Annotated in this window: 28 protein-coding genes and 3 tRNA genes; 24 read left to right on the forward strand and 7 right to left on the reverse strand. The window is 69.7% G+C overall.

What is annotated here, in order from left to right; all coding sequences use genetic code 11:
• The first annotated feature begins 57 nt into the window (after positions 1 to 57).
• Genes AC0N04_RS12190 through minE form a run of 4 tightly spaced genes read left to right on the forward strand, consistent with a single transcriptional unit; the run spans position 58 to position 3,053 of the window.
• Positions 58 to 1,029, forward strand: a complete 972-nt coding sequence (locus tag AC0N04_RS12190) for a tRNA dihydrouridine synthase (protein WP_474281927.1) — start codon at positions 58 to 60, stop codon at positions 1,027 to 1,029.
• Between the two features lie 31 nt (positions 1,030 to 1,060).
• Positions 1,061 to 1,912 (forward strand): septum site-determining protein MinC, encoded by an 852-nt coding sequence (gene minC / locus AC0N04_RS12195; RefSeq protein WP_474281929.1) that lies wholly within the window; start codon positions 1,061 to 1,063, stop codon positions 1,910 to 1,912.
• A gap of 56 nt (positions 1,913 to 1,968) precedes the next feature.
• A complete protein-coding gene (gene minD / locus AC0N04_RS12200) occupies positions 1,969 to 2,784 on the forward strand; it encodes a septum site-determining protein MinD (RefSeq protein ID WP_474281931.1) in 816 nt (271 codons plus the stop codon).
• A 5-nt stretch (positions 2,785 to 2,789) separates the two neighbouring features.
• Positions 2,790 to 3,053 (forward strand): cell division topological specificity factor MinE, encoded by a 264-nt coding sequence (minE, locus tag AC0N04_RS12205; protein ID WP_474281933.1) that lies wholly within the window; start codon positions 2,790 to 2,792, stop codon positions 3,051 to 3,053.
• Positions 3,054 to 3,063: 10 nt separating this feature from the next.
• Here minE and AC0N04_RS12210 read toward each other — a convergent pair whose 3' ends face one another.
• A complete protein-coding gene (locus AC0N04_RS12210) occupies positions 3,064 to 3,948 on the reverse strand; it encodes an HDOD domain-containing protein (protein WP_474281935.1) in 885 nt (294 codons plus the stop codon).
• Between the two features lie 97 nt (positions 3,949 to 4,045).
• Positions 4,046 to 4,453, reverse strand: a complete 408-nt coding sequence (locus tag AC0N04_RS12215) for a GlcG/HbpS family heme-binding protein (RefSeq protein ID WP_474281937.1) — start codon at positions 4,451 to 4,453, stop codon at positions 4,046 to 4,048.
• 114 nt (positions 4,454 to 4,567) lie between these two features.
• On the opposite strand from AC0N04_RS12215, the gene AC0N04_RS12220 reads away from it, so the two are divergent.
• Entirely contained in the window at positions 4,568 to 5,155 is a 588-nt protein-coding gene (locus AC0N04_RS12220) for a M48 metallopeptidase family protein (protein WP_474281940.1), read from the forward strand.
• Here the strand turns inward: AC0N04_RS12220 and AC0N04_RS12225 are convergent.
• Both AC0N04_RS12225 and AC0N04_RS12230 read right to left on the reverse strand, forming a co-directional pair.
• On the reverse strand, positions 5,152 to 5,532 hold the full coding sequence (locus AC0N04_RS12225) for a methylglyoxal synthase (RefSeq protein WP_474281942.1): 381 nt from the start codon (positions 5,530 to 5,532) through the stop codon (positions 5,152 to 5,154). The two genes, AC0N04_RS12220 and AC0N04_RS12225, sit on opposite strands and share 4 nt — an antisense overlap.
• Before the next feature lie 52 nt (positions 5,533 to 5,584).
• Entirely contained in the window at positions 5,585 to 6,388 is an 804-nt protein-coding gene (locus AC0N04_RS12230; protein ID WP_474281944.1) for a ParA family protein, read from the reverse strand.
• 168 nt (positions 6,389 to 6,556) lie between these two features.
• Here AC0N04_RS12230 and AC0N04_RS12235 point away from each other — a divergent pair, with 168 nt between their 5' ends.
• The gene (locus AC0N04_RS12235; protein WP_474281946.1) at positions 6,557 to 6,898 is read left to right on the forward strand and encodes a DMT family transporter; all 342 of its coding nucleotides are present in this window, start codon (positions 6,557 to 6,559) and stop codon (positions 6,896 to 6,898) included.
• Between the two features lie 61 nt (positions 6,899 to 6,959).
• Here AC0N04_RS12235 and AC0N04_RS12240 read toward each other — a convergent pair whose 3' ends face one another.
• Positions 6,960 to 8,786 carry a glutamine--tRNA ligase/YqeY domain fusion protein gene (locus AC0N04_RS12240; protein WP_474281948.1) on the reverse strand — a complete coding sequence of 609 codons (1,827 nt, stop codon included), beginning with the start codon at positions 8,784 to 8,786 and terminating at the stop codon, positions 6,960 to 6,962.
• A gap of 128 nt (positions 8,787 to 8,914) precedes the next feature.
• Complete coding sequence (locus AC0N04_RS12245; RefSeq protein WP_474281949.1) at positions 8,915 to 10,474, reverse strand: helicase HerA-like domain-containing protein; 1,560 nt, start codon at positions 10,472 to 10,474, stop codon at positions 8,915 to 8,917.
• A gap of 154 nt (positions 10,475 to 10,628) precedes the next feature.
• Between AC0N04_RS12245 and AC0N04_RS12250 the strand changes: the two genes are divergently transcribed.
• The 9 genes from AC0N04_RS12250 to rng are packed head-to-tail and all read left to right on the forward strand — an operon-like array spanning position 10,629 to position 18,255.
• Positions 10,629 to 11,354: a YebC/PmpR family DNA-binding transcriptional regulator gene (locus AC0N04_RS12250; protein ID WP_474281951.1), complete on the forward strand. Its 726-nt coding sequence runs from the start codon at positions 10,629 to 10,631 to the stop codon at positions 11,352 to 11,354.
• Positions 11,351 to 12,640: a phosphoribosylamine--glycine ligase gene (purD, locus tag AC0N04_RS12255; protein WP_474281953.1), complete on the forward strand. Its 1,290-nt coding sequence runs from the start codon at positions 11,351 to 11,353 to the stop codon at positions 12,638 to 12,640. The genes AC0N04_RS12250 and purD overlap by 4 nt, the downstream gene beginning before the upstream one ends.
• Complete coding sequence (locus AC0N04_RS12260; protein ID WP_474281955.1) at positions 12,624 to 13,262, forward strand: 1-acyl-sn-glycerol-3-phosphate acyltransferase; 639 nt, start codon at positions 12,624 to 12,626, stop codon at positions 13,260 to 13,262. Before purD ends, AC0N04_RS12260 begins: the two co-directional genes overlap by 17 nt.
• 5 nt (positions 13,263 to 13,267) lie before the next feature.
• Positions 13,268 to 14,188, forward strand: coding sequence for an oxygen-dependent coproporphyrinogen oxidase (gene hemF, locus AC0N04_RS12265; protein WP_474281956.1), 921 nt, complete (start codon positions 13,268 to 13,270; stop codon positions 14,186 to 14,188).
• Positions 14,185 to 14,799: a nicotinate-nucleotide adenylyltransferase gene (gene nadD, locus AC0N04_RS12270; RefSeq protein ID WP_474281958.1), complete on the forward strand. Its 615-nt coding sequence runs from the start codon at positions 14,185 to 14,187 to the stop codon at positions 14,797 to 14,799. The genes hemF and nadD overlap by 4 nt, the downstream gene beginning before the upstream one ends.
• Positions 14,800 to 15,579 (forward strand): ribosome silencing factor, encoded by a 780-nt coding sequence (rsfS, locus tag AC0N04_RS12275; protein WP_474281960.1) that lies wholly within the window; start codon positions 14,800 to 14,802, stop codon positions 15,577 to 15,579.
• Positions 15,580 to 15,638: 59 nt separating this feature from the next.
• Positions 15,639 to 16,106, forward strand: coding sequence for a 23S rRNA (pseudouridine(1915)-N(3))-methyltransferase RlmH (gene rlmH, locus AC0N04_RS12280; RefSeq protein WP_474281962.1), 468 nt, complete (start codon positions 15,639 to 15,641; stop codon positions 16,104 to 16,106).
• Positions 16,107 to 16,113: 7 nt separating this feature from the next.
• A complete protein-coding gene (locus tag AC0N04_RS12285) occupies positions 16,114 to 16,728 on the forward strand; it encodes a Maf family protein (protein ID WP_474282067.1) in 615 nt (204 codons plus the stop codon).
• 54 nt (positions 16,729 to 16,782) lie between these two features.
• Positions 16,783 to 18,255: a ribonuclease G gene (rng, locus tag AC0N04_RS12290; RefSeq protein WP_474281964.1), complete on the forward strand. Its 1,473-nt coding sequence runs from the start codon at positions 16,783 to 16,785 to the stop codon at positions 18,253 to 18,255.
• 21 nt (positions 18,256 to 18,276) lie between these two features.
• Here the strand turns inward: rng and msbA are convergent, their stop codons facing one another.
• The gene (gene msbA, locus AC0N04_RS12295; protein ID WP_474281966.1) at positions 18,277 to 20,001 is read right to left on the reverse strand and encodes a lipid A export permease/ATP-binding protein MsbA; all 1,725 of its coding nucleotides are present in this window, start codon (positions 19,999 to 20,001) and stop codon (positions 18,277 to 18,279) included.
• Between the two features lie 126 nt (positions 20,002 to 20,127).
• On the opposite strand from msbA, the gene tolB reads away from it, so the two are divergent.
• From tolB to AC0N04_RS12340, 9 genes are all read left to right on the forward strand, one after another.
• Positions 20,128 to 21,405 (forward strand): Tol-Pal system beta propeller repeat protein TolB, encoded by a 1,278-nt coding sequence (tolB, locus tag AC0N04_RS12300; RefSeq protein WP_474281968.1) that lies wholly within the window; start codon positions 20,128 to 20,130, stop codon positions 21,403 to 21,405.
• Between the two features lie 46 nt (positions 21,406 to 21,451).
• On the forward strand, positions 21,452 to 22,024 hold the full coding sequence (gene pal, locus AC0N04_RS12305) for a peptidoglycan-associated lipoprotein Pal (protein WP_474281971.1): 573 nt from the start codon (positions 21,452 to 21,454) through the stop codon (positions 22,022 to 22,024).
• Positions 22,025 to 22,028: 4 nt separating this feature from the next.
• Positions 22,029 to 22,802, forward strand: a complete 774-nt coding sequence (gene ybgF, locus AC0N04_RS12310; RefSeq protein WP_474281973.1) for a tol-pal system protein YbgF — start codon at positions 22,029 to 22,031, stop codon at positions 22,800 to 22,802.
• 112 nt (positions 22,803 to 22,914) lie between these two features.
• Entirely contained in the window at positions 22,915 to 24,027 is a 1,113-nt protein-coding gene (locus AC0N04_RS12315) for a YeeE/YedE family protein (protein ID WP_474281975.1), read from the forward strand.
• Positions 24,024 to 24,809 (forward strand): tRNA threonylcarbamoyladenosine dehydratase, encoded by a 786-nt coding sequence (locus tag AC0N04_RS12320; RefSeq protein ID WP_474281977.1) that lies wholly within the window; start codon positions 24,024 to 24,026, stop codon positions 24,807 to 24,809. The genes AC0N04_RS12315 and AC0N04_RS12320 overlap by 4 nt, the downstream gene beginning before the upstream one ends.
• Before the next feature lie 47 nt (positions 24,810 to 24,856).
• A tRNA-Lys gene (locus AC0N04_RS12325) sits at positions 24,857 to 24,932 on the forward strand.
• 31 nt (positions 24,933 to 24,963) lie between these two features.
• Positions 24,964 to 25,039, forward strand: a tRNA-Lys gene (locus AC0N04_RS12330).
• A gap of 49 nt (positions 25,040 to 25,088) precedes the next feature.
• Positions 25,089 to 25,164, forward strand: a tRNA-Lys gene (locus AC0N04_RS12335).
• Positions 25,165 to 25,240: 76 nt separating this feature from the next.
• Positions 25,241 to 25,612: an arsenate reductase gene (locus tag AC0N04_RS12340; protein ID WP_474281979.1), complete on the forward strand. Its 372-nt coding sequence runs from the start codon at positions 25,241 to 25,243 to the stop codon at positions 25,610 to 25,612.
• Positions 25,613 to 25,623 lie beyond the last annotated feature (11 nt).

A 25,623-nucleotide genomic window follows, 5' to 3' on the forward strand; every position in this document is an offset into this window, starting at 1 on the left:
TTCGAAGGCGAGGGCCGCGGACCTCGCGCAGGCGCTGCGAACATCCTGCTCGCCCCGATGGAAGGGCTGCTCGACCACGCGCTGCGCGATGTGCTGACGCGGGTCGGCGGCATCGACCGCTGCGTCAGCGAATTCATCCGCATCACCGACCAGTTGCTGCCCGAGCGGGTGTTCCTGCGTGTCGTGCCCGAACTGGCCCAGGGCGGGCGCACGCCGGCCGGCGTGCCGGTGCGGCCGCAATTGCTGGGCTCGGACCCCGCCTGCCTGGCCGACAACGCCGCCCGCCTGGCGACGCTGGGGCCCGAGGGCATCGACCTGAACTTCGGCTGCCCGGCCAAGGTCGTCAACCGCCACGGCGGCGGCGCGGCGCTGCTCGACGACCCCGAACTGCTGCACTGCATCGTCGCCGCGGTGCGCCGCGCGGTGCCGGCGCACCTGCCGGTGTCGGCCAAGATGCGGCTGGGCAATGCCGACGACGCGCGGGCCGCCGATTGCGCCCGTGCGCTGGCCGGCGGCGGCGCCAGCGAGATCGTGGTCCATGCCCGCACCCGCGCCCAGGGCTACCGGCCGCCGGCGCACTGGGCCCGCATCGCCGAACTGCGCGCCGCGGTGGCCGTGCCGCTGGTCGCCAACGGCGAGATCTGGAACGTGGCCGACGCCCGCCGATGCCGTCGGGCCTCGGGCTGCGATGCCTTGATGCTGGGCCGCGGCCAGGTGGCCGATCCGGCGCTGGCCCAGGCCTTGAGCGGACCGGCACCGGGCGAACCCGCCGGGCCGGCCGCCGGCTTGAGCACCGAGCGCCTGGGCGAACTGCTGCGCCTGTACGCGCGCCTGATCGAGGGCCACGTCGAGCCCAGGCACCGCGCCGGACGGCTCAAGCAATGGCTGAACTACCTGCGCCGCCGCTATCCGGTGGCCGAGACGGCGTACCAGGCACTGCGCACCGAGAACGACGCACGCCGGCTGGTCGACGGTCTTTTCCATTGGTTTCCACCGAGCGCGGCCGAGGCCGAGGGGGTGGGCCGCTAAAATCGCGCCTTTTGCGGGATTTCCGTCGCCCATGCCCGTTTCCTCCAAGGCCAGCGCCACCGCCGTCTTCGACCTCAAAAGCACCGCGCTGACCGTGCTGGTGCTGCTGCTCAAGACGCCCGATCTGGGCCTGCTGGCCGACGCGCTGACCCAGCGCTTTGGCGGTGCCGGCGGCCTGTTCGAGCAGGAACCGCTGTGCGTCGACCTGTCGGCGCTGCCCGATCCCGACGCCGAGCTCGACTTCGGCGCGCTGGCGGCCCTGCTCAAACCCTATGGCCTGAACGCAGTCGCGCTGCGCGGCGGCAGCGCGGCCCACAAGGTGGCGGCCCTGGCGGCGGGGCTGGCCGAGGCGCCGGACGCCACCCCGCCGGCGCGCTCCGCTGCCGCGGCTGCCGAACCGGGTGAGGACGGCGAATCGCCTGCCGAGCCCGACACGGCGCAGCCGCAGCCGGGCCTGTTCGACGTGCCGCAGGGCGCTGACCCGGCGGCGGGCGAGGCGGCTGCGGACGCTTCGGATGAGCCGGCCGCCACGGCCCTGCGGCCGGCCGCCGCCACGCTGATCATCGACAAGCCGCTGCGCTCCGGCCAGCAGGTCTATGCCCGCGGCGGCGACCTGATCGTGCTGGCCGTGGTCAGCCACGGGGCCGAGGTGATCGCCGATGGCAGCATCCATGTCTACGCGCCGTTGCGCGGCCGGGCGCTGGCCGGCGCCACCGGCAACCCGGACGCCCGCATCTTCGCCGCCAGCATGGAGCCGCAGCTGGTGTCCATCGCCGGCACCTGGCGCACGCTGGAAGCCGGCCTGCCGCCCGAGGTGGCCGGCAAGCCGGCACAGGTGCGGCTGGACGGCGACAAACTGATCTTCGAACCGCTGAAGTTCTGACGGTTCCCCCTGAAAACTCCGGCCCCGTGGCGGGCCTTTCGAAAGGACTTGTACCGATGACCAAGATCGTCGTGGTGACCTCCGGCAAGGGAGGGGTCGGAAAGACCACCACCAGCGCCAGCTTCGCCTCCGGCCTGGCCCTGCGCGGCCACAAGACCGCCGTGATCGACTTCGACGTCGGCCTGCGCAACCTCGACCTGATCATGGGCTGCGAGCGGCGCGTGGTCTACGACCTGATCAACGTGATCCACAACGAGGCCAAGCTGACCCAGGCGCTGATCAAGGACAAGCAGTGCGACAACCTGTTCGTGCTGGCCGCCTCGCAGACGCGCGACAAGGACGCGCTGACGCAGGACGGCGTCGAGCGCGTGCTGGGCGAACTCGCGGCGATGGATTTCGAATACATCGTCTGCGATTCGCCGGCCGGCATCGAGACCGGCGCGCTGATGGCGATGCACTTCGCCGACGAGGCGCTGGTGGTGACCAACCCCGAGGTCTCGTCGGTGCGCGATTCCGACCGCATCCTGGGCATCCTGGCCAGCAAGACCAAGCGCGCGATCGAAGGCCGCGAGCCGGTCAAGGAACACCTGCTGATCACCCGCTACAACCCGAACCGGGTCGACACCGGCCAGATGCTGTCGCTGGCCGACATTCAAGAGATCCTGCGCATCGAGCTGATCGGCGTGATCCCCGAATCGGAGAGCGTGCTCGACGCGTCGAACCAGGGCCTGCCGGCAGTGCACCTGAAGGGCACCGACGTGGCCGAGGCCTACCAGGACGTGGTCGGCCGCTTCCTGGGCGAAACCCATCCGATGCGCTTCACCGAGGCCGTCAAGCCCGGCTTCTTCAAGCGCATGTTCGGCGGGAGGTGAGCGGCATGTCGTTCCTCTCATTCCTGCTCGGCGAGAAGAAGAAGACCGCCAGCGTCGCCAAGGAGCGGCTGCAGATCATCCTGGCCCACGAGCGCAGCGGCCGCAGCGCCGCCACGCCCGATTACCTGCCGGCGCTGCAGCGCGAGCTGGTGGCGGTGATCTCGAAATACGTGAAGATCAATCCGGACGACATCAAGGTCAACCTGGAACGCCAGGACAACCTCGAGGTGCTGGAAGTCAAGATCGAGCTGCCCGACGCGGTGCGGTAGCGAGAGGCGGTCAGGCCGCTTCCAGCACCGGCCCCAGGGCTTCGTCCCACAGCGCCAGGTCGTCGGCGTCCAGCGACAGCCAGGCCAGCGCGTCGGCGCCGTGGGCGACCCAGTCGGCATCCGGGTCCAGGCCCTCGTGGCGGCGCATCAGGTGCTCGGCCACCAGGCCGGCGGCCACCAGCGTGTGGATGCCGGGGTCGGTGGCCTGGTCGCCCAGCATGTCCAGATCGTGGTGACGGCGGATCGCGGCCATCACCTCCGGGGCGAGGCGCCAGACTCGCGCCACCAGCGCCCCCACGACCGCGTGGTCGGTGCGGTGGTTGGCGTTCTCGGTCGCGATGAACGGCCGGTCGATGCGCGCGCCGGCTTCCACCAGCGTGCCACCGTAGCCGCGCAGGCTTTGCATCATCACCGGCATGCCCACGTCGCAGAACAGGCCGTAGGTGTGCGCCACGTCGGGCGACATGCCCGCCAGCCGACGGGCGATGAAGCCCATGGCCAGCGCGCGCTTGGACGCCCGTTCCCAGAAACGGCGCAACTGCGGGCCGCCAGCCGGCAGCGCCTGGCGCACCAGGTAGCCGGCCATCACCGCGGCGGTCTGCTCCAGGCCCAGGCGGTTCAGCGCCTGGCCCAGGGTCTGCACCGGCTGGCCGGTGGTGAAGGCCGCGCTGTTGGCGGCCTTGATCAGCGACGCCGACATCGCGACGTCGCTGGCGGCGATGCGAGCCACCTCGGTCAGGTCGGGCTCGGGCTGCGCCAGCGCGTCCTGCATGCGGCGCAGCAACTCGGGGCAGGGCGGGATGACGATGGTCTTGAGCGGGCCCTGGGCACGGGCCTGGTCCAACTCGTCCTGGACGGCGCGAACGCCGGTGCGGGCAGGGGCAACAACAGTCATGGCGGCGCGGGCCTCGGGCGGGGTGACCCCCGGGATATCGGCCGGCCCGCCCCGGAATGAAGCGCCGCCGCCCGGTGCCGGGCGGCGGCGGCCCGCGTCAGGGCAGCACCGCGGCGATGCCGGCCTTGGCGATCTGCGCGTCCTCGCTCGACTTCACGCCGCTGACGCCCACCGCGCCCGCCACCTGGCCGCCTACCACGATGGGCACGCCGCCTTCGAGCATGCCGTCCAGGTCCGGCGCGCTGAGGAAGGCGATGCGGCCGTTGTTGATGATGTCCTCGTAGATCTTGGTCTCGCGCTTGCCCAGCGCCGCGGTGCGGGCCTTGGCCGGTGCCATGCGGGCCGACATGGGCGGCGCGCCGTCGAGCCGGTAATGGCCCAGCAGGTGGCCGCCGTCATCGACCACGGCGATGCTGACCGCCCAGGCGTTCTTCTGCGCTTCGGCGCGGGCGGCGTTGAGGATGGCGACCACGTCGTCGTGGCCGAGGCAGGGCTTGGTGTTCATCGTGAAATCGGGATTGTGAAATCGAAGCGCCCAGTATCGCGGCAAGCCGCGGGCCGATTGCGGTGTTTGGCGTCAGGTCTGCTGCAACCCCGGCCGCACCGACAATCCCTCCCCATGACGTCGTCCGTACCGCCCCCGCTGAAGTACCTGGCCGGCTATCCCGAGGCGCTGCGCCAGCAGGCTCAGGCGCTGATCGCCAGCGGCCGCCTGGCGGCCTGGCTGGCCGCGCGCTACCCGGAGCCGCACGAGGTGCGGACCGACCGGGCGCTGTACGACTACGTCGAGGCGCGCCGCCAGCGCCACCTGCGCAACACCGCACCGCTGGCGCGCGTGGCCTACGACAGCAAGCTCAAGCTGCTGCAGCAGGCGCTGGGCACGCACACCACGGTGTCGCGGGTGCAGGGCGGCAAGCTCAAGGCCAAGCGCGAGATCCGCATCGCGGCGCTGTTCCGCGACGCGCCGGCGGCATTCCTGGAGATGATCGTCGCGCACGAGCTGGCGCACCTGAAGGAGCGCGAGCACGACCGCGCCTTCTATGCGCTGTGCTGCCACCTGCTGCCGGACTATCACCAGCTCGAATTCGACCTGCGCCTGTACCTGACGCAATCCGATCTGGACCGGCGCGCGTCCGCCACCACCACCGCCACCGCCACTGCCACTGCCACCGCCACCGCCACCGCCACCGCCACCGGCGCGAGCTAACGCGCGGCCTGCCGGTCGGCCAGGCCGCGCAGCATCAGCCGGGCGCTGCTGAGGTTGGTGGCGCAGGGCACGTCGTGCAAGTCGCAGGCGCGCACCAGCGCGTTGATGTCGGGCTCGTGGGGCTGCGGTGTCATCGGGTCGCGCAGGAAGACCACCGCGTCCACCTCGCCCATCGCCAGCCGGGCGCCGATCTGCAGGTCGCCGCCCAGCGGTCCGCTGAGCAGGCGCTCCACGGCCAGGCCGGCCTCGGCCACCAGGCGGCCGCCGGTGGTGCCGGTGGCCATCAGCGTGCAGCCGGCCAGCACGGCCTGGAACTCGGCGGCCAGCGCCACCATGGCGTCCTTCTTGCGGTCGTGGGCGATCAGGGCAATCTTCATCCGCGCGATGCTACCGGCCGCCGGTTACCGCGGCAGAACAAGCGAGACCCGCTCAACGACCGGCCTTCTTCTTCTTCGGCAGCGGTGCGGCGCGGTTCAGCAACGCGTGCAGCGCGACGAAATCCAGCGTCAGCTTGTGCCGCGGCTCCAGGTGGATCATCGGCATCGACTGCTCGTGCGATTCCTTGATCTTGACGCTCGCGCCGAGGTAGGGCTGCAGCACCGGCAGGCCCTCGTCCACCAGTTCCTGGACCAGCCGCGGCGGCAGCTTGGCGCGCGGCTGGAACTGGTTGACGACGATGCCCTCGACCTTCAGCCCCGGGTTGTGGTCGGCCTGGATCTCCTGCACGCTGTCCAGCAGCGAGTAGAGCGCGCGGCGCGAGAAATCGTCGCAGTCGAACGGGATCAGGCAGCCGTCGGCGGCGATCAGCGCGGAGCGGGTGTAGAAGTTCAGCGCCGGCGGCGTGTCGATCCAGACCGCGTCATAGGCGTCGCCCAGTTCGGCCAGCGCGTCGCGCAGCTTGTAGATCTTGTAGCGGGATTCGAGCTTGCCGTGCATCTCCTCCAGCGAGGGGTGCGAGGCCATCAGGTCCAGGCGCTCGAACGGTGTCTCGACGATGAAATCGCCGGTCGTGCCATTGCGCAGCGTGAACTTGAGCTGCTGCTCGAAGAACGGGGCCACGCCGGCCGGCTCGCCATCGGCCCCGTCGCCCAGCAGGTAGCGGGTCGAATTGCCCTGCGGGTCCAGATCCACCACCAGCGTGCGCAGGCCCTGCGCCGCCCCGATGGCCGCCAGGTTGCAGGCGATGGTGGACTTGCCCACGCCCCCCTTCTGGTTGAAAACGACGTGACGCATGGCGGGAAGCTCCGAAGGCGAGAGTCAAACAGGGCCGGGCAGGCTCGCCCGGTAAGTCTGATTGTGCACCGCAACAATGGCGAATGGCTGACAGATCGAGGGTGCCGGTGTGGCACGACAATCTCCAGGTCTGCATTCGGCCCCCCGCCTGTCTTCAAGGACCCGTCCATGTTCTCCGTCACGTCGATCCCTGCCGCCTGGGCCGTGGTGCTGGCCTCCGGCCTGCTCGAAATCGTGTTCTCGGTGGCGCTGAAGCTGTCCGACGGCTTCAGCCGGCCCCTGGCGGGTGCGGTGGCCGTGCTGGCCGGCGGCCTGAGCGTGTGGCTGATGAGCCTCAGCCTGAAGCTGTTGCCGGTGGGGACGGCCTATGCCGTGTGGGCCGGCATCGGTGCGCTGGGCACCGCCGTGATCGGCATGGTCTGGTTTGCCGAGGCGGCGTCGCTGGCGCGGCTGGCCAGCATCGCCGCCATCGTTGGCGGCATCGTGGCGCTGCAGTTGCAGAGCGCCTGACGCCGCGGCGGACCGCCAGGCCGGGCGGCGAGCTGAAAACGGATCGCCCGGTCGGGCGCGCCTACTTCGCCCAACCGTCCTTCAGCCCGGTGATGCGATTGAATACCGGCGTGGCGGCGCTGTGGTCCAGCCGGTCGGCGACGAAGTAGCCGTGGCGCTCGAACTGGAACTTGTCGTCGGGCAGGGCCCGGGCGAGCGACGGCTCCAGCACCGAGCGCAGCACCTGCTTGCTGGCCGGGTTGAGCACGCTGAGGAAATCGCGCCCGCCGGCGTCGGGTTGGGCCTCGGTGAACAGGCGGTCGAACAGGCGCATCTCGCATTCGATGCCGTCGTGCACGCCGACCCAGGTGATCACGCCCTTGACCTTGACGCGGTCGGCGCCGGGCGTGCCGCTCTTGGTGTCGGGAACGACCGTGGCGGTGACGGCGGTGAGCTTGCCGTCGGCATCCTTCTCGCAGCCGGTGCACTCGATGATCACGCCGTACTTCAGCCGCACCTTGTTGCCCGGGAACAGGCGGAAGAAGCCCTTGGGCGGCACTTCGGCGAAGTCGTCGCGCTCGATCCACAGCTCGGGCCCGAGGCTGAACTGGCGCTGGCCCAGCTCGGCGTGGTGCGGGTGGGCCGGCGCGCTGCAAGGCTCGCGGTGCTCGGCGCTGCCGAAGACCTCGGCGTAGTTGGTCAGACGGAGCTTGACCGGATGGATCACCGCCATCGCGCGCGCGGCCTGCTCTTCGAGGTCGGCGCGCAGCGCGATGTCCAGCACCGAATAATCGAGCCAGATGTTGGTCTTGCTGGCGCCGGAATCGTCGGCCACCTTGCGGATGCTGGCGGGGGTGTAGCCGCGCCGGCGCATGCCGGCCAGCGTGGGCATACGCGGGTCGTCCCAGCCGCTGACGTGCTTTTCGTCGACCAGCTGCTTGAGCTTGCGCTTGCTGGTGATGACGTAGCTGAGGTTGAGCCGGCCGAACTCGTACTGCTTGGGCAGCGGGTGCGCCAGCAGGCCGCCCACCACGCGACCGTCAGGGAGCGTTTCCGTTTCCGCCAGGCGCTCCAAGAGCCAGTCGTAGAACGGGCGCTGGTCCTCGAACTCCAGCGTGCAGATCGAGTGCGTGATGCGCTCCAGCGCGTCCTCGATCGGGTGGGCGTAGGTGTACATCGGGTAGATGCACCACCGGTCGCCGGTGTTGTGGTGGGTCGCGCGGCGGATGCGGTAGATGGCCGGGTCGCGCAGGTTGATGTTGGGGCTGGCCATGTCGATCTTCGCGCGCAGCACCATCGCGCCATCGGCGTGCCGGCCGTCGCGCATTTCGCGAAAGCGCGCCAGGTTCTGCTCGGGCGTGCGGCTGCGGAACGGGCTGTCGGTGCCGGGCGTGGTGAAGTCGCCGCGGTGGGCACGCATCTGTTCGGGCGTCTGCTCGTCCACGTAGGCCAGGCCGCGCTCGATCAGGTGTTCCGCCGCGCGGTACATGAAGTCGAAGTAGTTGCTGGCGTAGTAAAGATGGGCCGTGCCGAAGGCGGTCCAGTCCCAGCCCAGCCAGCGCACCATCTCCTCGATCGCGTCGACGTACTCCTGCTCTTCCTTCTCGGGGTTGGTGTCGTCGAAACGCAGGTGGCAGACGCCGCCGAAATCACGCGCCAGGCCGAAGTTCAGGCAGATGCTCTTGGCGTGGCCCACGTGCAGGTAGCCGTTGGGCTCGGGCGGGAAGCGCAGCCGCACGCGGGCCGGGTCCGGCGCGCCGGCCGCATGGTGGGCCGCATCGCCCGGGCTGCCGCCGAAGGGGCGCTGCGCATAGGTGCCGGCGGCCAGGTCGTGCTCGACGATGGCGCGCAGGAAGTTGCTGGGCTTGGCGGATTCGGTGCCGGTGCCGGCAGGGGTGGGCTCGCTCATGAAAAGCGTGGTGCTCTCAGGGTAGAAAGGGCGGTCAGACGCTGACCCGCCCGGGGCCCGGACGACGGGGCGCAACAGGATTTGATTGTAGCCAGCGGGTGCCGGCGCCCGGGGCGCCGCGCGGTGGTTCAGCGGCTCTTGCCGCCGCCCAGCAGTGAGCCCAGCACGCCGCGGATGATTTCGCGCCCGACGGACGAGCCGATGCTGCGCACCGCCGAGCGCGCCGCCGCCTCGGCCAGGCCTTCGCGGTGGCCTCCGCGCGGGCCGGTGCTGCCGAACAGCACGCTGCCCAGCTGACCCATCAATCCCCCGCCGTCGGCGGCCGGCGCGCCCGGGGGGGCCGTGCCTCGGGTGGCGCTGACGGCTTCGTCGGCCATCGGGGTGGGGCCGGCGGCCGCAGTGGTGGCGGTGGCGGCCGCGCGGCCCTTGAGCTTCTCGTAGGCCGATTCGCGGTCCACCGCCTTCTCGTAGACGCCGGCGACCAGCGAGCCGGCGATCAGCGCCTGGCGCTGGGCAGGCGTGATCGGGCCGATCTGGCTGCCGGGTGGCAGCACGAACGCGCGTTCGGTCACCGAGGGCCGGCCCTTGTCGTCGAGGAAGCTGACCAGCGCCTCGCCGACGCCCAGGTCGGTGATCGCGGCGGCGATGTCCAGCGCCGGGTTGGGGCGCATCGTGTCGGCCGCGGCCTTGACGGCTTTCTGGTCGCGCGGCGTGAAGGCGCGCAGCGCGTGCTGCACCCGGTTGCCGAGCTGTCCGAGCACGCTGTCGGGCACGTCGAGCGGGTTCTGGGTCACGAAGTACACGCCCACGCCCTTGGAGCGCACCAGCCGCACCACCAGCTCGATGCGCTCGATCAGCGCGGCCGGCGCGTCGTTGAACAGCAGGTGCGCCTCGTCGAAGAAGAACACCAGCTTGGGCTGTTCCAGGTCGCCGACTTCGGGCAGGCGCTCGAACACCTCCGACAGCATCCACAGCAGGAAGGTGGCATACAGCCGCGGCGCATTCATCAGCTTGTCGGCGGCGAGGATGTTGACGACACCGCGGCCGTCGACGCACTGTAGAAAGTCGTCGATATTGAGCATCGGCTCGCCGAAGAACCGGTCGCCGCCCTGTTCGGCGATCTGCAGCAGGCCGCGCTGGATCGCGCCGATGCTGGCGGCGCTGACGTTGCCGTACTCGGTGGTGAAGTCGCCGGCGTTGTCGCCGACGTACTGCAGCATCGCCCGCAGGTCCTTCAGGTCCAGCAGCGCCAGCCCGCGGTCGTCGGCGATCTTGAACACCAGCGCCAGCACGCCGGCCTGGGTGTCGTTCAGCGCCAGCATGCGCGCCAGCAGCAGTGGGCCCATGTCGGACACGGTGGCGCGCACCGGGTGGCCTTGTTCGCCGAAGACGTCCCACAGCGTCGCCGGGCAGGCCTGCGACGCCGGAGCGGGCAGGCCGCGCTCTTGCAGCAGCGCCGCGAGCTTGGGGCCGATGCTGCCGGCCTGCGTGATGCCCGTCAGGTCTCCCTTGACGTCGGCCAGGAAGACCGGCACGCCGAGCCTGGAGAAGCCCTCGGCCAGGGTCTGCAAGGTGATGGTCTTGCCGGTGCCGGTGGCGCCGGTGATCAGGCCGTGGCGGTTGGCCAGGGCGGGCAGCAGCTGGCAGGCGATGTCGCCGTGCCGCGCGACCAGGATGGGGTCGGCCATCGGGTTCCTCCGTCTGATTTGCGATGCGGCCCCGCCACCCGCCTCGGTCGGGGCCTGGCCGGGGCAGGCCGCCCCGGTAAAATCGCAGTCTATACAGAAATCACACACGCGCCAGCGGCCCCCGGGGCCGGTTGCAGCGCAGGAGAAAACTTCCATGGCTGGGCATTCCAAGTGGGCCAACATCCAACACCGCAAGGGTCGGCAGGACGAGAAGCGGGGCAAGGCGTGGACGCGGGTGATCCGCGAGATCATGGTCGCCGCGCGTCTGGGCGGCGGTGACATCAGCGCCAACCCGCGGCTGCGCCTGGCGGTGGAGAAGGCCAAGGCGGTGAACCTGCCGGTGGACACGGTCAAGCGCAACATCGACAAGGCCACCGGCAACCTCGAAGGCGTCAACTACGAGGAAATCCGCTACGAGGGCTACGGCATTGGCGGCGCGGCGATCATCGTCGACTGCATGACCGACAACCGCGTGCGCACCGTGGCCGAAATCCGGCACGCCTTCAGCAAGTACGGCGGCAACCTGGGCACCGAAGGCTCGGTGGCGTTCCAGTTCAAGCACTGCGGCCAGCTGATCTTCGCCCCGGGCACCTCGGAAGACAAGGTGATGGAGGTGGCGCTGGACGCCGGGGCCGACGACGTGATCACCGACGACGACGGCGCCATCGAGGTGCTGACGCCGCCGGCCGATTTCGAGGCGGTGAAGAACGCGCTCGAAGCCGCCGGCCTGAAGCCCGAGGTGGCCGAAGTGACGATGCGGGCCGAGAACACGATCGAGCTGGCAGGCGAAGATGCGGCGCGCATGCAGAAGCTGCTGGACGTGATCGAAGACCTGGACGACGTGCAGGACGTCTTCCACAACGCCGAGATGGCCCCATGAACATCCTCGTCATCGGCAACGGCGGGCGCGAGCACGCGCTGGCCTGGAAGCTCGCCGCCAGCGAGAAGGTGCAGCGCGTGTTCGTCGCGCCCGGCAACGGCGGTACCGCGCTGGACAAGCGACTGACCAACGTCGCGATCACCGATCCGCAGGCCCTGGCGGATTTCGCCGTGGCGGAAAAGGTCGGCCTGACCGTGGTCGGCCCGGAGGCGCCGCTGTCCCAGGGCGTGGTGGACATCTTCCGGGCCCGCGGCCTGCGCATCTTCGGCCCGACCCGGGCGGCCGCGCAGCTGGAGAGCTCCAAGGCCTTCGCCAAGGACTTCATGGCCCGCCACGGCATTCCCACCGCCGCTTACGGCAGCTTCACCGACGCCACCGAGGCCCATGGCTACGTGGACCGGCTCGGCGCGCCCATCGTCGTCAAGGCCGACGGCCTGGCGGCGGGCAAGGGCGTGGTCGTCGCGATGACGCTGGCCGAGGCCCACGAGGCGATCGATTTCATGCTCGAAGGCAACTCGCTGGGCGTGCAGCACAACGCTGGCGGCGCGCGGGTGGTGATCGAGGAATTCCTGCAGGGCGAGGAAGCCAGCTTCATCGTGCTGTGCGACGGCAAGAACGTGCTGCCGCTGGCGACCAGCCAGGACCACAAGCGCATCGGCGACGGCGACACCGGCCCCAACACCGGCGGCATGGGCGCGTATTCACCGGCGCCGGTGGTGACGCCCAACGTGCATGCGCGGGCGATGCACGAGATCATCCTGCCGACCATCGCCGGCATGGCGCGCGACGGCATTCCGTTCACCGGCTTCCTGTACGCCGGGCTGATGATCGACGAGCAGGGCCAGCCCAAGACGCTGGAATTCAACACCCGCATGGGCGACCCGGAAACCCAGCCGATCCTGATGCGGCTCAAGAGCGACCTGGTCGACGTGCTGCTGCATGCCGTCGACGGCACGCTGGATCAGGTCGCGCTGCAATGGGACCGTAGGGTCGCGCTGGGCGTGGTGATGGCGGCCGGCAACTACCCGGGCACGCCGCGCAAGGGCGACGTGATCCACGGCCTGCCGGCGCAGCCGGCCGGTACCGAGGACACGATGGTCTTCCACGCCGGCACGATCGCGCAAGGAGGCCAGACGCTGACCAGCGGCGGGCGCGTGCTGTGCGTGACGGCGCTGGGCGAAACCACCAAGGCCGCGCAGCAGCGGGCCTACGAGGTGCTCAAGCCGATCCACTTCGACGGCGCGCAGTGGCGTACCGACATTGGCTACCGTGCCATCAAGCGATGAGGCCCCCCGGGCGCCGCGGCTGATCGCCGACCGGCCGCTGCAGTTCCGCGGCAGCCGGCTCGCCGCCTGGTTGCTGCGGCGCTGGGGTTGGCAGCTGGTGTTCGACGGGTTGCCGGGACCGCAGGGCCTGCTGATCGCTTATCCGCACACCTCGAACTGGGACTTCGTGGTCGGCATCCTGGCCAAGTGGGCGCTGGGCCTGAAGGTCAGCTTCTGGGGCAAGGACAGCTTGTTCAGGATGCCGCTGTTCGGCGCGTGGCTGCGCTGGGTCGGCGGCGTGCCGGTCGATCGCTTCAATGCCCACGGCGTGGTCGCCGGCATGGCGCAGCGGTTCCGGCAGGCGCGCCAGTCGGGCCAGTTCCTGTGGCTGGCACTGGCGCCCGAGGGCACGCGCGAGTACGTGGCGCAGTGGCGCAGCGGCTTCTACCCGCTGGCGCTGGCGGCGCAGGTGCCGGTCGGGCTGGTGTTTCTGGACCATGGCCGCAAACGCGTGGGCATGAGCCGCTTCCTGATGCTGGGCGGCGAACCCGAGGCCGACATGGCGGCCATCGCCCAGGCTTACGAAGGCGTGATCGGCCGTCGCCCCGATCAGGCCGCACCGATCCGCTTACGACAAGGTTGAGCCTGATGGACACACGAGCCCTTCGCACCTATTTCCTCGGCCTGCAGGAGCGCATCGTCGGTGCGGCCGGCGAGCTCGACGGCCAGAATTTCCTGACCGACGCCTGGCAGCGCGAGCCCGGCGGCCGGCTCGAAGGCGACGGCATCACGCGCTTGATCGAGGACGGACACCTGTTCGAGCGCGGCGGCTGCAACTTCAGCCACGTCAAGGGCCAGGCCCTGCCGCCGTCGGCCACCGCGCACCGGCCCGAGCTGGCCGGTGCGCCGTTCGAAGCGATGGGCGTGTCGCTGGTGTTCCACCCGCGCAATCCCTACGTGCCGACGGTGCACATGAATGTGCGCTGCTTCGCCGCGTTGCCCGTGGGACGCGAGCCGGTGGTGTGGTTCGGCGGCGGCATGGACCTGACGCCGTACTACGGCTTCGAGGCCGATGCGGTGCACTTCCACCGGACCTGCCGCGATGCGCTGGCACCGTTCGGCGCCGACCTGCATCCGCGCTTCAAGGCTTGGTGCGACGAGTATTTCTTCCTCAAGCACCGCAACGAGCCGCGCGGCGTGGGCGGCGTCTTCTACGACGACTTCAGCGAACTGGGCTTCGAGCAGAGCTTTGCGATGACGCGTGCCGTGGGCGACGCCTTCCTCGACGCCTACCTGCCGATCGCCCGCGCCCGCCGCGACCTGCCCTACGGCGAGCGCGAGCGCGAGTTCCAGGCCTACCGGCGCGGACGCTATGTCGAATTCAACCTGGTGTTCGATCGCGGCACCTTGTTCGGCTTGCAGTCGGGCGGTCGGACCGAGGCCATCCTGATGTCGATGCCGCCGGTGGTGCACTGGCGCTACCAGTGGGCGCCGGAGCCGGGCACGCCGGAAGCCCGGCTCTACACCGATTTCCTGCGCCCGCGCGCGTGGGCCGACGAGGCCGCGTGAGCGCAGCTGCTGCGCGCCTGGGGGTGTTCGGCGGCAGCTTCAACCCGCCGCATCTGGCGCATCTCGCGCTCGCCCGCGTGGCGCGCGACGATCTGCAGCTGGATGAAGTGCGTTGGCTGCCCGCCGGCCAACCGTGGCAGAAGCCCGCCGGCAGCCTGGCGCCCGCCGAAGATCGCGCTGCGATGGTGGGCTTGTTGATCGGCGGCGAGCACGGCTTCGTGCTCGACCGGCGCGAGCTGCAGCGCAACGGACCGAGCTACACGATCGACAGCGTGCGCGAGTTGTTGGCCGAGCGGCCGGGGGCCGAGATCTTCCTCGTGATCGGGCAGGATCAGTACGCCCGGCTCGACACCTGGCGCGATGCGGCACAATTGCGCTCCCTCGTGACCCTGGCCGTTGCCGCCCGAGACAGCCAGGCGCCTGCGCCACCGGCCGCCTGGACCGGCCTCATCCATCGCTCCGTACCCCTGGCGCTGCCGCCGATGGCGATCAGCGCCACCGACATCCGCCGCCGCGCAGCCCGGCACCAGCCAATCGAGGCGCTGGTCGGCAGCGCGGTGGCAGGCTATATTGACCAACACCACCTCTACCGGGCAGCCCCCGGCCTTTGAATGGACATCCGCAAACTGCAACGCGCCATCGTCGACGGGCTCGAAGACGTGAAGGCCCAGGACATCCTGGTCTTCAACACCGAGCACCTTTCGCCGCTGTTCGAGCGCGTGATCATCGCCTCGGGCACCAGCAACCGGCAGACCAAGGCCCTGGCCTCCAGCGTCCGCGTGGCGGTGAAAAGTTCGGGCCAGGCGGTGTTGCGCACCGAGGGCGAAGACAACGGCGAATGGATCATCGTCGACTGCGGCGCGGCCGTGGCGCACATCATGCAGCCGTCGATCCGCGACTACTACCGCCTCGAAGAGATCTGGGGCGGCAAGCCGGTGAAGATGAAGCTGGGCGAGGCCAAGACCCGGCTGGTCAAGGCCTCGGAAGCCGAGCCGGACGAAGACGAAATCCCGGCGAGCCGACCGGCCGCCCGCAAGACTGCACTGCGCAAGACGGCCACCGCGTCGTCCAGCGCCGGCCAGGCCGCGCTGGCGGGTGCGGCCAAGTCGGCAAAGGCCCGGGCCGCCAAGCCTGCGAAGACCGCTGCCGAGCCGGCCCCGGCGGTGAAGAAACCGTCGGCGCCGCGCAAGGTGACGGCCGGCAGCGCCTCGGCAGCCACGCCGGCCGCGCGCAAGACGGCGGCCAAGGCGCCGCTGAAGACGACGGCGGGCGCCAAGACCGCGGCGCGCAAGACGCCGGCCGGCAAGGCGGCGCCGATCAAGACCATCGTGGTCAAGCCCCCGGTGCGCAAGTCGGCCGGCAAGGCGGCAGCCCCCAAGCGGGGCCGTTGAGGCGCTGCCCGGAGGGGGCGTGGCTGGCGGACCCCAGTTGACTTGTTGGTGATGCGCCGATGCGCCTGGTGATCGCCGCGGTGGGCCAGCGTCAGCCGGCCTGGGCGGATGCCGCCTACGAGGACTTCGCCAAGCGCTTTCCGGCCGACCTGCGGCTGGAATTGAAGGCCGTGAAGGCGGAGCCTCGCGGCTCCCGGACCGCCGAACAGCTGATGGCGGCCGAAGCCCAGCGGCTGGACGCAGCCGTGCCCAAAGGGGCGCGCCGCGTGCTGCTGGACGAGCGCGGCAGCCGCTTGACCACCGCCGAGCTGGCCAAGCGCTTCGAGTTCTGGCTCGGTGACGGACGCGACGTGGCCTTCCTGATCGGCGGGCCGGACGGCCTGGATGCCCGGCTCAAGGCCAGCGCCGACGAAAGCCTGCGCCTGTCGGACCTGACCCTGCCCCATGCCTTCGTGCGGGTGCTGCTGGCCGAGGCCTTGTACCGCGCCTGGTCGCTGCGCAACGGCCATCCCTACCACCGCGAATAAGGCCTGGCTGGTGCCGACTTTCCACGACCTCATCTACCTGGCCTCACAAAGCCCGCGTCGCCGCCAGCTGCTGGATCAGCTGGGGGTGCGCCACGAGCTGCTGCTGCCCGGGCCGGACGAAGATGCCGAGGCGCTGGAGCACGAGCGCCCGGGCGAGTTGCCGCTGGCCTACGTCGAGCGGGTGACGCGCGCCAAGCTGGCCGCCGCGCGCCGGCGCCTGGTGCAGCGCGGCCTGCCGCCGGCCCCGGTGCTGTGCTCGGACACCACGGTGGCGCTGGGCCGGCGCATCCTGGGCAAGCCCGCCGACGCCGCCGACGCCACGGCCACGCTGAGCGCGCTGTCCGGGCGCAGCCACCGCGTGCTGACCGCCGTGGCGGTGTGGGATGGCCGGCGCAGCCGCCTGGCAGTGAATGTCTCGCGGGTGCAGTTCGCCGCGATCCCGGCCGAGGTGATCGCGGCCTACGTGGCCAGCGGCGAGCCGTTCGGCAAGGCCGGCGCCTATGCGATCCAGAGCGCGCTGGCGGGCTGGATTCCGCGGATCGAGGGCAGCTACTCCGCTATCATGGGTTTGCCCCTTTACGAGACCACCCAGCTGCTGAACCAGGCCCGCGTGCGCTTCTAGCCGGAAGCCTCCGCGGCCTGCCGGCCGGGTCCGGAACACACGACCCTGCCGCACATGCACGACATCCTGATCAACTGGGCTCCTCAGGAGACCCGCGTCGCCATCATCGAAAACGGCGCGGTGCAAGAGTTGCATCTGGAGCGCACGCTGGAGCGAGGCCTGGTGGGCAATGTCTACCTCGGCAAGGTGGCGCGGGTGCTGCCGGGCATGCAGAGCGCGTTCATCGACATCGGGCTGGAGCGCGCCGCGTTTCTGCACGTGGCCGATCTGCACACCTCGGGCTACAACGGCCGCAGCGACGTCACGCCGCCGACGCCGATCGAGAAGCAGGTCTTCGAAGGCCAGACGCTGATGGTGCAGGTGGTCAAGGACCCGATCGGCACCAAGGGGGCGCGGCTGTCGACCCAGATCAGCATCGCCGGGCGCATGCTGGTCTACCTGCCGCAGGACAACCACATCGGCATTTCGCAGAAGATCGGCTCGCCCGAGACCCGCGAATTGCTGCGCGCGCGGATGCAGGCGCTGGTGGGCACGCCCGAGCAGGGCGGTGGCGGTGGCTTCATCCTGCGCACCAATGCCGAGGAGGCCACCGACGCGGAGCTGGCCGACGACATCGCCTACCTGCGCAAGACCTGGGCCCAGATCCGCCAGCGCGCCCTGGAGCAGCCGGCGGGCACGCTGCTGCACCAGGACCTGAGCCTGGCCGAGCGCGTGCTGCGCGATCTCGCCACCGAGCAGACCCAGGCGATCCGCATCGACTCGAAGCTGCAGTTCGATCGCCTGACCGAGTTCGGCCACGCCTACACCTCGACCTCGATCGCCAAGCTGGAGCATTACCGCGGCGAGCGGCCGATCTTCGACCTGTTCGGCGTCGAGGAAGAGATCGCCCGCGCGCTGGCCAGGCGGGTCGACCTGAAGTCGGGTGGCTATCTCATCGTCGACCAGACCGAGGCGCTGACCACGGTCGACGTCAACACCGGCGGCTTCGTCGGCGCGCGCAATTTCGACGAGACGATCTTCAAGACCAACCTGGAGGCGGCACTGGCCATCGCGCGCCAGTTGCGGCTGCGCAACCTGGGCGGCATCATCATCGTCGACTTCATCGACATGACGCGCGAGGAGCACCAGCAGGCGGTGCTGGCCGAGTTCCGCAAGCAGCTGGCCAAGGACCGCACCAAGACCACCATCAGCGGCTTCACCCAGCTGGGCCTGGTCGAGATGACGCGCAAGCGCACCCGCGAGAGCCTGGCCCACATGCTGTGCCAGCCCTGCCCGACCTGCGAGGGAAGAGGCCAGGTGAAGACCGCGCGCAGCGTCTGCTACGACATCCTGCGCGAGATCCTGCGCGAGGCGCGCCAGTTCGACCCCAAGGAGTTCCGCGTGCTGGCCAGCCCCGGCGTGGTCGAGATGCTGCTCGACGAGGAGAGCGCGCACCTGGCCGATCTCTCGGCCTTCATCGGCAAGCCGATTTCGCTGTCGGCCGAAGCGGCGATGAACCCGGAACAGTACGACATCGTGCTGATGTAGCGGGTCCGGGCCCGCGCCCGCTCAGGTGCGGAACTGCATGGCGTGGAGGCGCGCGTAGAGGCCGTCGGCCGCCAGCAGGGCGCGATGCGGGCCTTGCTCGACGATGCGCCCGGCGTTCATCACCACGATCCGATCGGCGCGCTGGATAGTGGTCAGCCGGTGCGCGATGACCAGCGTCGTGCGGCCTTGCATCAGCCGGTCCAGCGCCTGCTGCACCAGATGCTCGCTCTCGGCATCCAGCGCCGAGGTGGCTTCGTCGAGGATCAGCACCGGCGCGTTCTTGTACAGGGCTCGCGCAATCGCCAGGCGCTGGCGCTGGCCGCCCGAGAGCTGCCCGCCGTTGTGGCCCACCCGCGTGTCCAGCCCCTGCGGCAGCGTCATCACGAAATCGAGCAGGTTGGCGTCGCGCAGCGCCTCGCGCACCCGCATCGGGTCCGGGTCGCCGCCCAGTGCGACATTGGCCGCCACGCTGTCGTTGAAAAGCACCACGTCCTGGCTGACGAGCGCGAACTGGCGCCGCAGCGAGGCCAGGTCCCAGTCGGGCAGTGCCACGCCGTCCAGCGTGATGCGGCCGGCGTCGGGTTCGAGGAAGCGCGGCAACAGGTTCACCAGCGACGACTTGCCGGCGCCCGACGGGCCCACCAGCGCCACCGTCTGGCCCGCCGGCAGTTCGAGGTCGACGTGGTCCAGCGCCGGCGGCTGGTCGGCCTTGTAGCGCAGGCACACGCCCGTCAGCTTCAGGTCGCCTCGGGCATGCGCCACCGCATGCTGGCCGCCTTGTTCGGCCGGCGAGTGGTCGATCAGGTCCAACCCGCGCTCCAGCGAGGTCAGACCGCGGGTGATGGGCGCCATCACGTCGGTCAGGTGGCGCACCGGGGTGATCAGCATCAGCATCGCGGTGATGAACGAGATGAAGTCGCCCGGCGTGGTGTGGTCGGACTGGCTTTGCCACAGTGCCGCCACCACCACCATCGACAGCGCGATCGACGCCAGGATCTGGGTCAGCGGCGTGATCGCGCTGCCGGCGGCCACCGACTTCATCAGCAACCGGCGCAGCGCCTGGCTGTTGCGCTCGAAGCGCCCGGCCTGCTCGTCGCCCGCGCCGTGGAGCTTGACGATGCGCCAGGCCAGCACGTTCTCCTCGATCACATAGGCCAGCTCGTCGGTGGCCGCCTGGCCGGCCACGGCCAGCCGGCGCAGGCGCTTGCTCGCGGTGCGCATGACCCAGCCGATCGCCGGGATCATCACCGTGATCAGCATCGTCAGCTTCCAGTTCTTCAGCAACAGTGAACCGAACAGGCCGACCACGGTCAGCGAGTCCTTGAGCAAGGTGTTGACCGCGCTGATCAAGGTCTGGGCGCCGGTCTGCACCTCGTAGACCACGGTGTTGGTCAGGTTGCTCGCGTTGTGTCGCGCGAACAGCGACGGCGCGGCCTTCTGCAGGTGGCTGAACATCGCACGGCGCAGCGACACCACCGCCTGGCTGGTGGACCACGCCAACGCGTACTGGGCGGTGAAGGTGGCGATGCCGCGCACGACGAACACGCCGATGACCACGACCGGGATCCACCACAGCGGGATGCTGCGATCGTGAAAGCCCTTGTCGATCAGCGGCCCCATCAGCTTGGCGGTCAGCACCTCGGTACCGGCGATGAACATCGACGCCACGAAGGCCACCACCCAGGCCGAGCGGCTGTTCTTGAAATACGGCGCCAGGCGCGCCAGTCGCTGTCGGAGAAGGCTCATAGGGGCTCGGGGCGGCCCGAATCCCGGGCCAGCGCGGATTATCGGCGCGCCTGCCTACAATCCGCCCGACCGTTGCGCATGTGCTGCGCGGAACCAATGCCAGGCCGAAGGACTCGATTGCCGGTGATGTGGACACGACGTGAATGGACGGGCGCCCTGTGCGCCCTGGGGTTGGCCGCCTTTGGCGCGCCCGCGGGGGCCCAGTTTCGGGTCGACATTGCCGGCATCGGCGCCACGCAGCTGCCGATCGCCATCGTGCCGTTCCGAGGCGAGGCGGCTGCGCCGCAGCCGGTGTCGGCGATCATTCGCGCCGACCTGGAGCGCAGCGGACGGTTCCGTTTCGTCGATATGCCGCTGGCGATCGACGAAACCGCCCAACCGGGCTTTGCCGACCTGCGCCAGCGCGGGGCCGACGCCCTGGCGGCCGGCTCGATCAACCGCCTGGTCGATGGCCGCCTGGATGTGCGTTACAAGCTGTGGGACGTGGTCAAAGGGGCCGACCAGGGCGGCCAGAGCCTGGCCGTGCAGCCCGCCGACCTGCGTCTGGCGGCGCACCGCGTCGCCGATGCCATCTACGAGAAGCTCACCGGTGAGAAGGGCGTGTTCGCGACCCGGATCGCCTTTGTCACCAAGAGCGGCGGCCGTTACACGCTGAAGGTGACCGACGCCGACGGCGAGGGCGGCCAGGTGGCGCTGACCAGCCCCCAGCCCATCATCTCGCCGGCCTGGTCTCCCGATGGCCGCGAACTGGCCTATGTCTCGTTCGAAAGCCGCAAGGCGGTGGTGTGGACCCAGGACGTGGCCAGCGGCAAGCGCCGGCAACTGGCGAATTTCCGCGGCTCGAACAGTGCACCGGCCTGGTCGCCCGACGGCCAGCAACTGGCCGTGACCTTGTCGAAGGACGGCGGTTCGCAGATTTTCCTGATCTCGCGCAGCGGGGCCATCGTGCGCCGGGTCACCCAGAGCGATTCGATCAACACCGAGCCGGTGTTCGCGCCGGATGGCGCCTCGCTGTACTTCGTCAGCGACCGGGGCGGCGGCCCGCAGATCTACCGCCAGGCCTTGGCCGGCGGCTCGGCCGCGCGGGTCACGTTTTCAGGTGATTACAACATCAGCCCGGCGATCAGCCCGGACGGGCGCACGCTCGCCTTCGTGCAGCGCAGCGCCGGACGCTTCGATGTGATGACCATGGACCTGGCCAGCGGCACGGTGCAGCAGGTCAGCGACACCGGCAACGACGAGCGGCCGACGTTCTCGCCCAACGGCCGCTTTCTCATCTACGCCACCCGCGTCCAGGGTCGCGAGATGCTGATGACCAGCACGCTGGACGGCAAGATCAAGACCAAGCTGCTGAGCAGCGGACTGGATCTGCGCGAACCGGTCTGGGGTCCTTTCGGCCGCTGAGGCCCGCCCGCGAATTTCAATGGCTTTCAATCGAGGAGTACGTTCGATGTCGACACCTTCCAAGTGGATTCGCCGGGGCAGCGGGCCCGGCGTGCTGGCGTTCGCGCTGGCGGCCGGGCTGCTGGGCGGCTGCGCGTCGGGCGTCAAGCTGAACAACCCGGTGCCGGTCGAGAGCCGTGACGTGACGGGCGGCGGTGCCGGCGCAGCCGCCGGCGGCTCGGCGAGCAGCCAGGGGGCCCAAAGCAACGTGGCGACGGTCGATCTGGGCCGCCAGGGCGAGGGCGCGGCTGCGGTCGGGCGGGTGGTCCATTTCGACTTCGACAGTTTTGTCATCAAGGACAGCGACCAGCCGGTCATCGAGGGCAACGCGAAGCTGCTGGTCGCCCATCGCGACAAGCAGATGATCATCGAGGGCCATACCGACGAACGCGGCGGGCGCGAATACAACCTGGCCTTGGGGCAGAAGCGCGCCGAAGCCGTGCAGAAGGCGATGGAACTGCTGGGCGTCAAGGACAACCAGCTCGAAGCGGTGAGCTTCGGCAAGGAGCGTCCGGTGGATCCGGGCCACGACGAAGCCGCCTGGGCGCAGAACCGTCGTGCCGAATTGCGGGACCGCTGACGCCATGGCCGCCTTTACGTGGCGCCGTACCGGCGCGTTCCTGGCGTTGCTGGGTTGCCTGGCGGGCAGTGCCCGGGCCGGGATGTTCGACGACGACGAGGCCCGAAAAGCGATCCTCGACCTGCGCAGCCAACTGGCCGACCAGCAGCAGCAAAACACCGCGGCCCAGAAGCAGCTGGCCGACCAGGTGCAGCAGTTGCAGCGCAGCCTGCTGGACCTGAACAACCAGAACGAGCAGTTGCGCTCGGATTTGGCGCGCCTGCGCGGCCAGGACGAGCAGATGCTGCGCGACCTGGCCGATGTGCAGCGCAAGCAGCAGGACATCGCACAAGGCGTGGACGACCGCATCCGCAAGCTGGAGCCGCAGAAGGTCTCGCTCGATGGCCGCGATTTCACCGTCGAGCCCGATGAGAAGCAGGCTTACGACAGCGCGATCGCCGCATTGCGAAGCGGCGATTTCGAACATGCCGCGTCGGGTCTGGTGGCCTTTCTGAGCCGCTACCCCGCATCGGGCTACGCGGATTCGGCACGCTACTGGCTCGGCAACGCGCAGTACGGCGAGCGGGCGTATCGCGACGCGATCGCCAGTTTCAAGGCCTTCATCGGCGCCGCGCCGGGCCATCCGCGTGCCCCTGAGGCGCTGCTGGCGTTGGCCAACTGCCAGATCGAGCTGAAGGACACGCGCAGCGCCAAGCGGTCCCTGGGCGAATTGCTCAAGACCTATCCCAAGTCTGAGGCCGCACAGGCGGCCCGCGAGCGCCTCGCCGCACTGAAGTGAGGGCTCTGCCTGCACGGCCCGCGGCGCGGGCGGTGCAGGCCGGTGGCAGGGTTCAGGGTTTTCGCAGGCGGCCGCCGTCGCGTCCGGGGTTGCGAACCTAAAATGGGCCCCGATGCAAACGGCCGATGTCACCCTGCTCACTCACCAGGTGCTGGCGGCCGCCTTCGCGCTGGCCGTGGTCTATGGCGCGCTGGCCCAGGCCAGTCACTTCTGCACCATGGGCGCCATCGCCGACGTGGTCTCGATGGGCAACTGGTCGCGGGCCCGGATGTGGATCATGGCCATCGGTGTGGCCGCGATCGGCTTTGGGCTGATGTCGGGGCTCGGGGTGATCGACCCGAAGGCCGCGCTCTACACCTCGCCTCGCATCTATTGGGCCTCGCTGAGCGTGGGCGGGCTGTTGTTCGGTGCGGGCATGGTGCTGGCCTCGGGTTGCGGCGGCAAGACCTTGGTGCGCATCGGCGGCGGCAACCTCAAATCGCTGGTGGTGCTGGTGGTGATGGGCGTGGCCGCGGCGGCCACGCTGCGCGGCATGATGGCCGTGGTGCGGACCGGCACGGTCGATCTGTGGGTCGCGACCTTGCCGACCGGGCAGGACTTGCCGTCCTTGCTGGCGGCGGCGACGGGTCTGTCGCCGCCGATGGCGTCGCTGGTGATGGGGATGGCGATCGGTGTCGCCCTGTGCCTGCTGGTGTGGCGTCAGGAGCGCGGAGAGCGCCGAACCGTGATAGGGGGCGGCGTGGGCATGGGCATGGTGGTGGCCGCGATGTGGTGGATCAGCGGGCATCTGGGCTTCATCTCCGAGAGCCCGGACACCCTGGAGCCCGCCTATCTCGGCGGCGCGGGCCACGGCATGGAAGCCCTCAGCTTCGTCACGCCCGCGGCCCAGGTGCTGAACTGGCTGATTCTGTTCAGTGACAGCAACACCACGCTCAGTTTTGGCGTCGTGATTCCGTTCGGCGTGGTGCTGGGATCGACCGTGGCGGCGGTGTGGACCGGCCGCTTCCGTTGGGAGGGATTCGCCGGCGCGCAAGACACGGCCCAGCATCTGGTCGGCGCCCTGTTGATGGGCGTGGGCGGCGTGACGGCGCTGGGCTGCAGCGTGGGGCACGGTTTGTCGGGCCTGTCGACGCTGTCGCTCGGCAGCCTGCTGGCCACGGTCTCGATCGTCGCCGGCGCCGTCGCTGCCTTGCGCTGGCAGATCTGGCGCATGGAGCGCCCATGACGCCGCTGCCAGCCGAGTTCGACGCCGATCTGGAGCGCCGCTTCGGCGGACTGCGCCGCCTGTATGGCGACGCCGCCTACCGTCGTCTGCGGGCGTTGCGGGTCGCGGTCGTCGGCCTGGGCGGGGTGGGCTCCTGGGCGGTGGAAGCGCTGGCGCGCTGCGGCGTGGCCGAGTTGGTGCTGATCGACCTGGACCAGGTGGCCGAGTCGAACATCCATCGCCAGGTGCAGGCACTGGGTACGACGATCGGGCAGAGCAAGGCCGGTGCCCTGGCGCGACGGGTGGCCGACATTCATCCGGGGTGCCGGGTGGTCGAGATCGAGGAGTTCGTCGATGGCGACAACTGGCCCTCGCTGCTGCCCGGCCCGGTCGATGTGGTGATCGATGCCTGCGATCAGGTGCGCGCCAAGCTCGCTCTGGCCGCGTGGAGCGTAGTACAGGGCCAGACGCTGATTTGCTGCGGTGCGGCTGGCGGCAAGCGGCAGACCGAGCGGATCGAGATCGACGACCTGGCGGCGGTCACCCACGATCCCTTGCTGGCGTCGCTGCGCCAGCGCCTGCGCAAGGAGCACGGCGCGGCGCGGCAAGGTCGCATCGGGCTGCGCTGCGTTTTCTCCCGCGAGAGCGTCGCGTCGCCGCAGGCGTCGTGCGACAACGACGGCAGCCTGAACTGCCACGGTTACGGCTCCAGCGTGATGGTGACGGCCAGTTTCGGCATGGCGGCCGCCGGCGAGGCGGTGCGGCTGGGCATGCAGGCATCGCGAAAACTTGATGAGCAATAGGCTAGCCAAAATGGGTTTCATGCTATAGTCGCAGGCTCTGCCGGTAAGGGTTGTTAGCTCAGTCGGTAGAGCAGCGGACTTTTAATCCGTTGGTCGCAGGTTCGAATCCTGCACAACCCACCACTCCGAGGCTCGCAAGCGCCTGGGAGCGAAGGGGCTCTTAGCTCAGTTGGTAGAGCAGCGGACTCTTAATCCGTTGGTCGAAGGTTCGAATCCTTCAGGGCCCACCAAAATTCGTCCGATCGCCTGCCAGGGCGGTCTCAGCGTCAGGTCTCTGACGGGCTCTTAGCTCAGTTGGTAGAGCAGCGGACTCTTAATCCGTTGGTCGAAGGTTCGAATCCTTCAGGGCCCACCATCCATTCCTTGTATCGATGCCCCGCGGCAGCCGGTCGGAATGGGTGACCGAACGCCGTTCCATCGTCGGTCCTGCGATGGCATTGGCTACCATCACGCCCATGATCACCGTGTACGGCATTCCCAACTGCGACACCGTCAAGCGCGCCCGGGCCTGGTTGCTCGAGCACGGGCTGGCCTATCGCTTCCACGACCTGAAGAAGAGCGGTGTGCCGCAGGCTCGCCTGGCAGCCTGGTGCGATGCGGTAGGCTGGCAGCGCGTGCTCAATCGCGCCGGCACGACCTGGCGCAAGCTGCCGCCCGAGGTGCAAGCGAGCGCGCAGGATGCCGATTCGGCGAGCGCCGTGATGTGCCTGAACGCCAGCGTCATCAAGCGGCCGGTGGTCGAGTGGCCGGACGGAAGCATCACGGTCGGATTCTCGGCCGAGGCCTGGGCCGACCGCGGCTGATCCGGGGCGAG

Source organism: Ideonella sp. sgz306126 (genome assembly GCF_056032705.1).

What these genes read in the sequence shown, in the direction of transcription:
- AC0N04_RS12250 (WP_474281951.1), top strand. Translation starts at nt 10,629, where the DNA reads ATGGCTGGGCATTCCAAGTGGGCCAACATCCAACACCGCAAGGGTCGG.
- AC0N04_RS12225 (WP_474281942.1), bottom strand. Translation starts at nt 5,532, where the DNA reads ATGAAGATTGCCCTGATCGCCCACGACCGCAAGAAGGACGCCATGGTG.
- rlmH (WP_474281962.1), top strand. Translation starts at nt 15,639, where the DNA reads ATGCGCCTGGTGATCGCCGCGGTGGGCCAGCGTCAGCCGGCCTGGGCG.
- tolB (WP_474281968.1), top strand. Translation starts at nt 20,128, where the DNA reads ATGTGGACACGACGTGAATGGACGGGCGCCCTGTGCGCCCTGGGGTTG.
- AC0N04_RS12210 (WP_474281935.1), bottom strand. Translation starts at nt 3,948, where the DNA reads ATGACTGTTGTTGCCCCTGCCCGCACCGGCGTTCGCGCCGTCCAGGAC.
- AC0N04_RS12235 (WP_474281946.1), top strand. Translation starts at nt 6,557, where the DNA reads ATGTTCTCCGTCACGTCGATCCCTGCCGCCTGGGCCGTGGTGCTGGCC.
- msbA (WP_474281966.1), bottom strand. Translation starts at nt 20,001, where the DNA reads ATGAGCCTTCTCCGACAGCGACTGGCGCGCCTGGCGCCGTATTTCAAG.
- minE (WP_474281933.1), top strand. Translation starts at nt 2,790, where the DNA reads ATGTCGTTCCTCTCATTCCTGCTCGGCGAGAAGAAGAAGACCGCCAGC.
- ybgF (WP_474281973.1), top strand. Translation starts at nt 22,029, where the DNA reads ATGGCCGCCTTTACGTGGCGCCGTACCGGCGCGTTCCTGGCGTTGCTG.
- hemF (WP_474281956.1), top strand. Translation starts at nt 13,268, where the DNA reads ATGGACACACGAGCCCTTCGCACCTATTTCCTCGGCCTGCAGGAGCGC.
- minC (WP_474281929.1), top strand. Translation starts at nt 1,061, where the DNA reads ATGCCCGTTTCCTCCAAGGCCAGCGCCACCGCCGTCTTCGACCTCAAA.
- pal (WP_474281971.1), top strand. Translation starts at nt 21,452, where the DNA reads ATGTCGACACCTTCCAAGTGGATTCGCCGGGGCAGCGGGCCCGGCGTG.
- AC0N04_RS12230 (WP_474281944.1), bottom strand. Translation starts at nt 6,388, where the DNA reads ATGCGTCACGTCGTTTTCAACCAGAAGGGGGGCGTGGGCAAGTCCACC.
- rng (WP_474281964.1), top strand. Translation starts at nt 16,783, where the DNA reads ATGCACGACATCCTGATCAACTGGGCTCCTCAGGAGACCCGCGTCGCC.
- AC0N04_RS12340 (WP_474281979.1), top strand. Translation starts at nt 25,241, where the DNA reads ATGGCATTGGCTACCATCACGCCCATGATCACCGTGTACGGCATTCCC.
- purD (WP_474281953.1), top strand. Translation starts at nt 11,351, where the DNA reads ATGAACATCCTCGTCATCGGCAACGGCGGGCGCGAGCACGCGCTGGCC.
- AC0N04_RS12220 (WP_474281940.1), top strand. Translation starts at nt 4,568, where the DNA reads ATGACGTCGTCCGTACCGCCCCCGCTGAAGTACCTGGCCGGCTATCCC.
- AC0N04_RS12320 (WP_474281977.1), top strand. Translation starts at nt 24,024, where the DNA reads ATGACGCCGCTGCCAGCCGAGTTCGACGCCGATCTGGAGCGCCGCTTC.
- AC0N04_RS12245 (WP_474281949.1), bottom strand. Translation starts at nt 10,474, where the DNA reads ATGGCCGACCCCATCCTGGTCGCGCGGCACGGCGACATCGCCTGCCAG.
- AC0N04_RS12240 (WP_474281948.1), bottom strand. Translation starts at nt 8,786, where the DNA reads ATGAGCGAGCCCACCCCTGCCGGCACCGGCACCGAATCCGCCAAGCCC.
- rsfS (WP_474281960.1), top strand. Translation starts at nt 14,800, where the DNA reads ATGGACATCCGCAAACTGCAACGCGCCATCGTCGACGGGCTCGAAGAC.
- AC0N04_RS12215 (WP_474281937.1), bottom strand. Translation starts at nt 4,453, where the DNA reads ATGAACACCAAGCCCTGCCTCGGCCACGACGACGTGGTCGCCATCCTC.
- minD (WP_474281931.1), top strand. Translation starts at nt 1,969, where the DNA reads ATGACCAAGATCGTCGTGGTGACCTCCGGCAAGGGAGGGGTCGGAAAG.
- AC0N04_RS12315 (WP_474281975.1), top strand. Translation starts at nt 22,915, where the DNA reads ATGCAAACGGCCGATGTCACCCTGCTCACTCACCAGGTGCTGGCGGCC.
- AC0N04_RS12190 (WP_474281927.1), top strand. Translation starts at nt 58, where the DNA reads ATGGAAGGGCTGCTCGACCACGCGCTGCGCGATGTGCTGACGCGGGTC.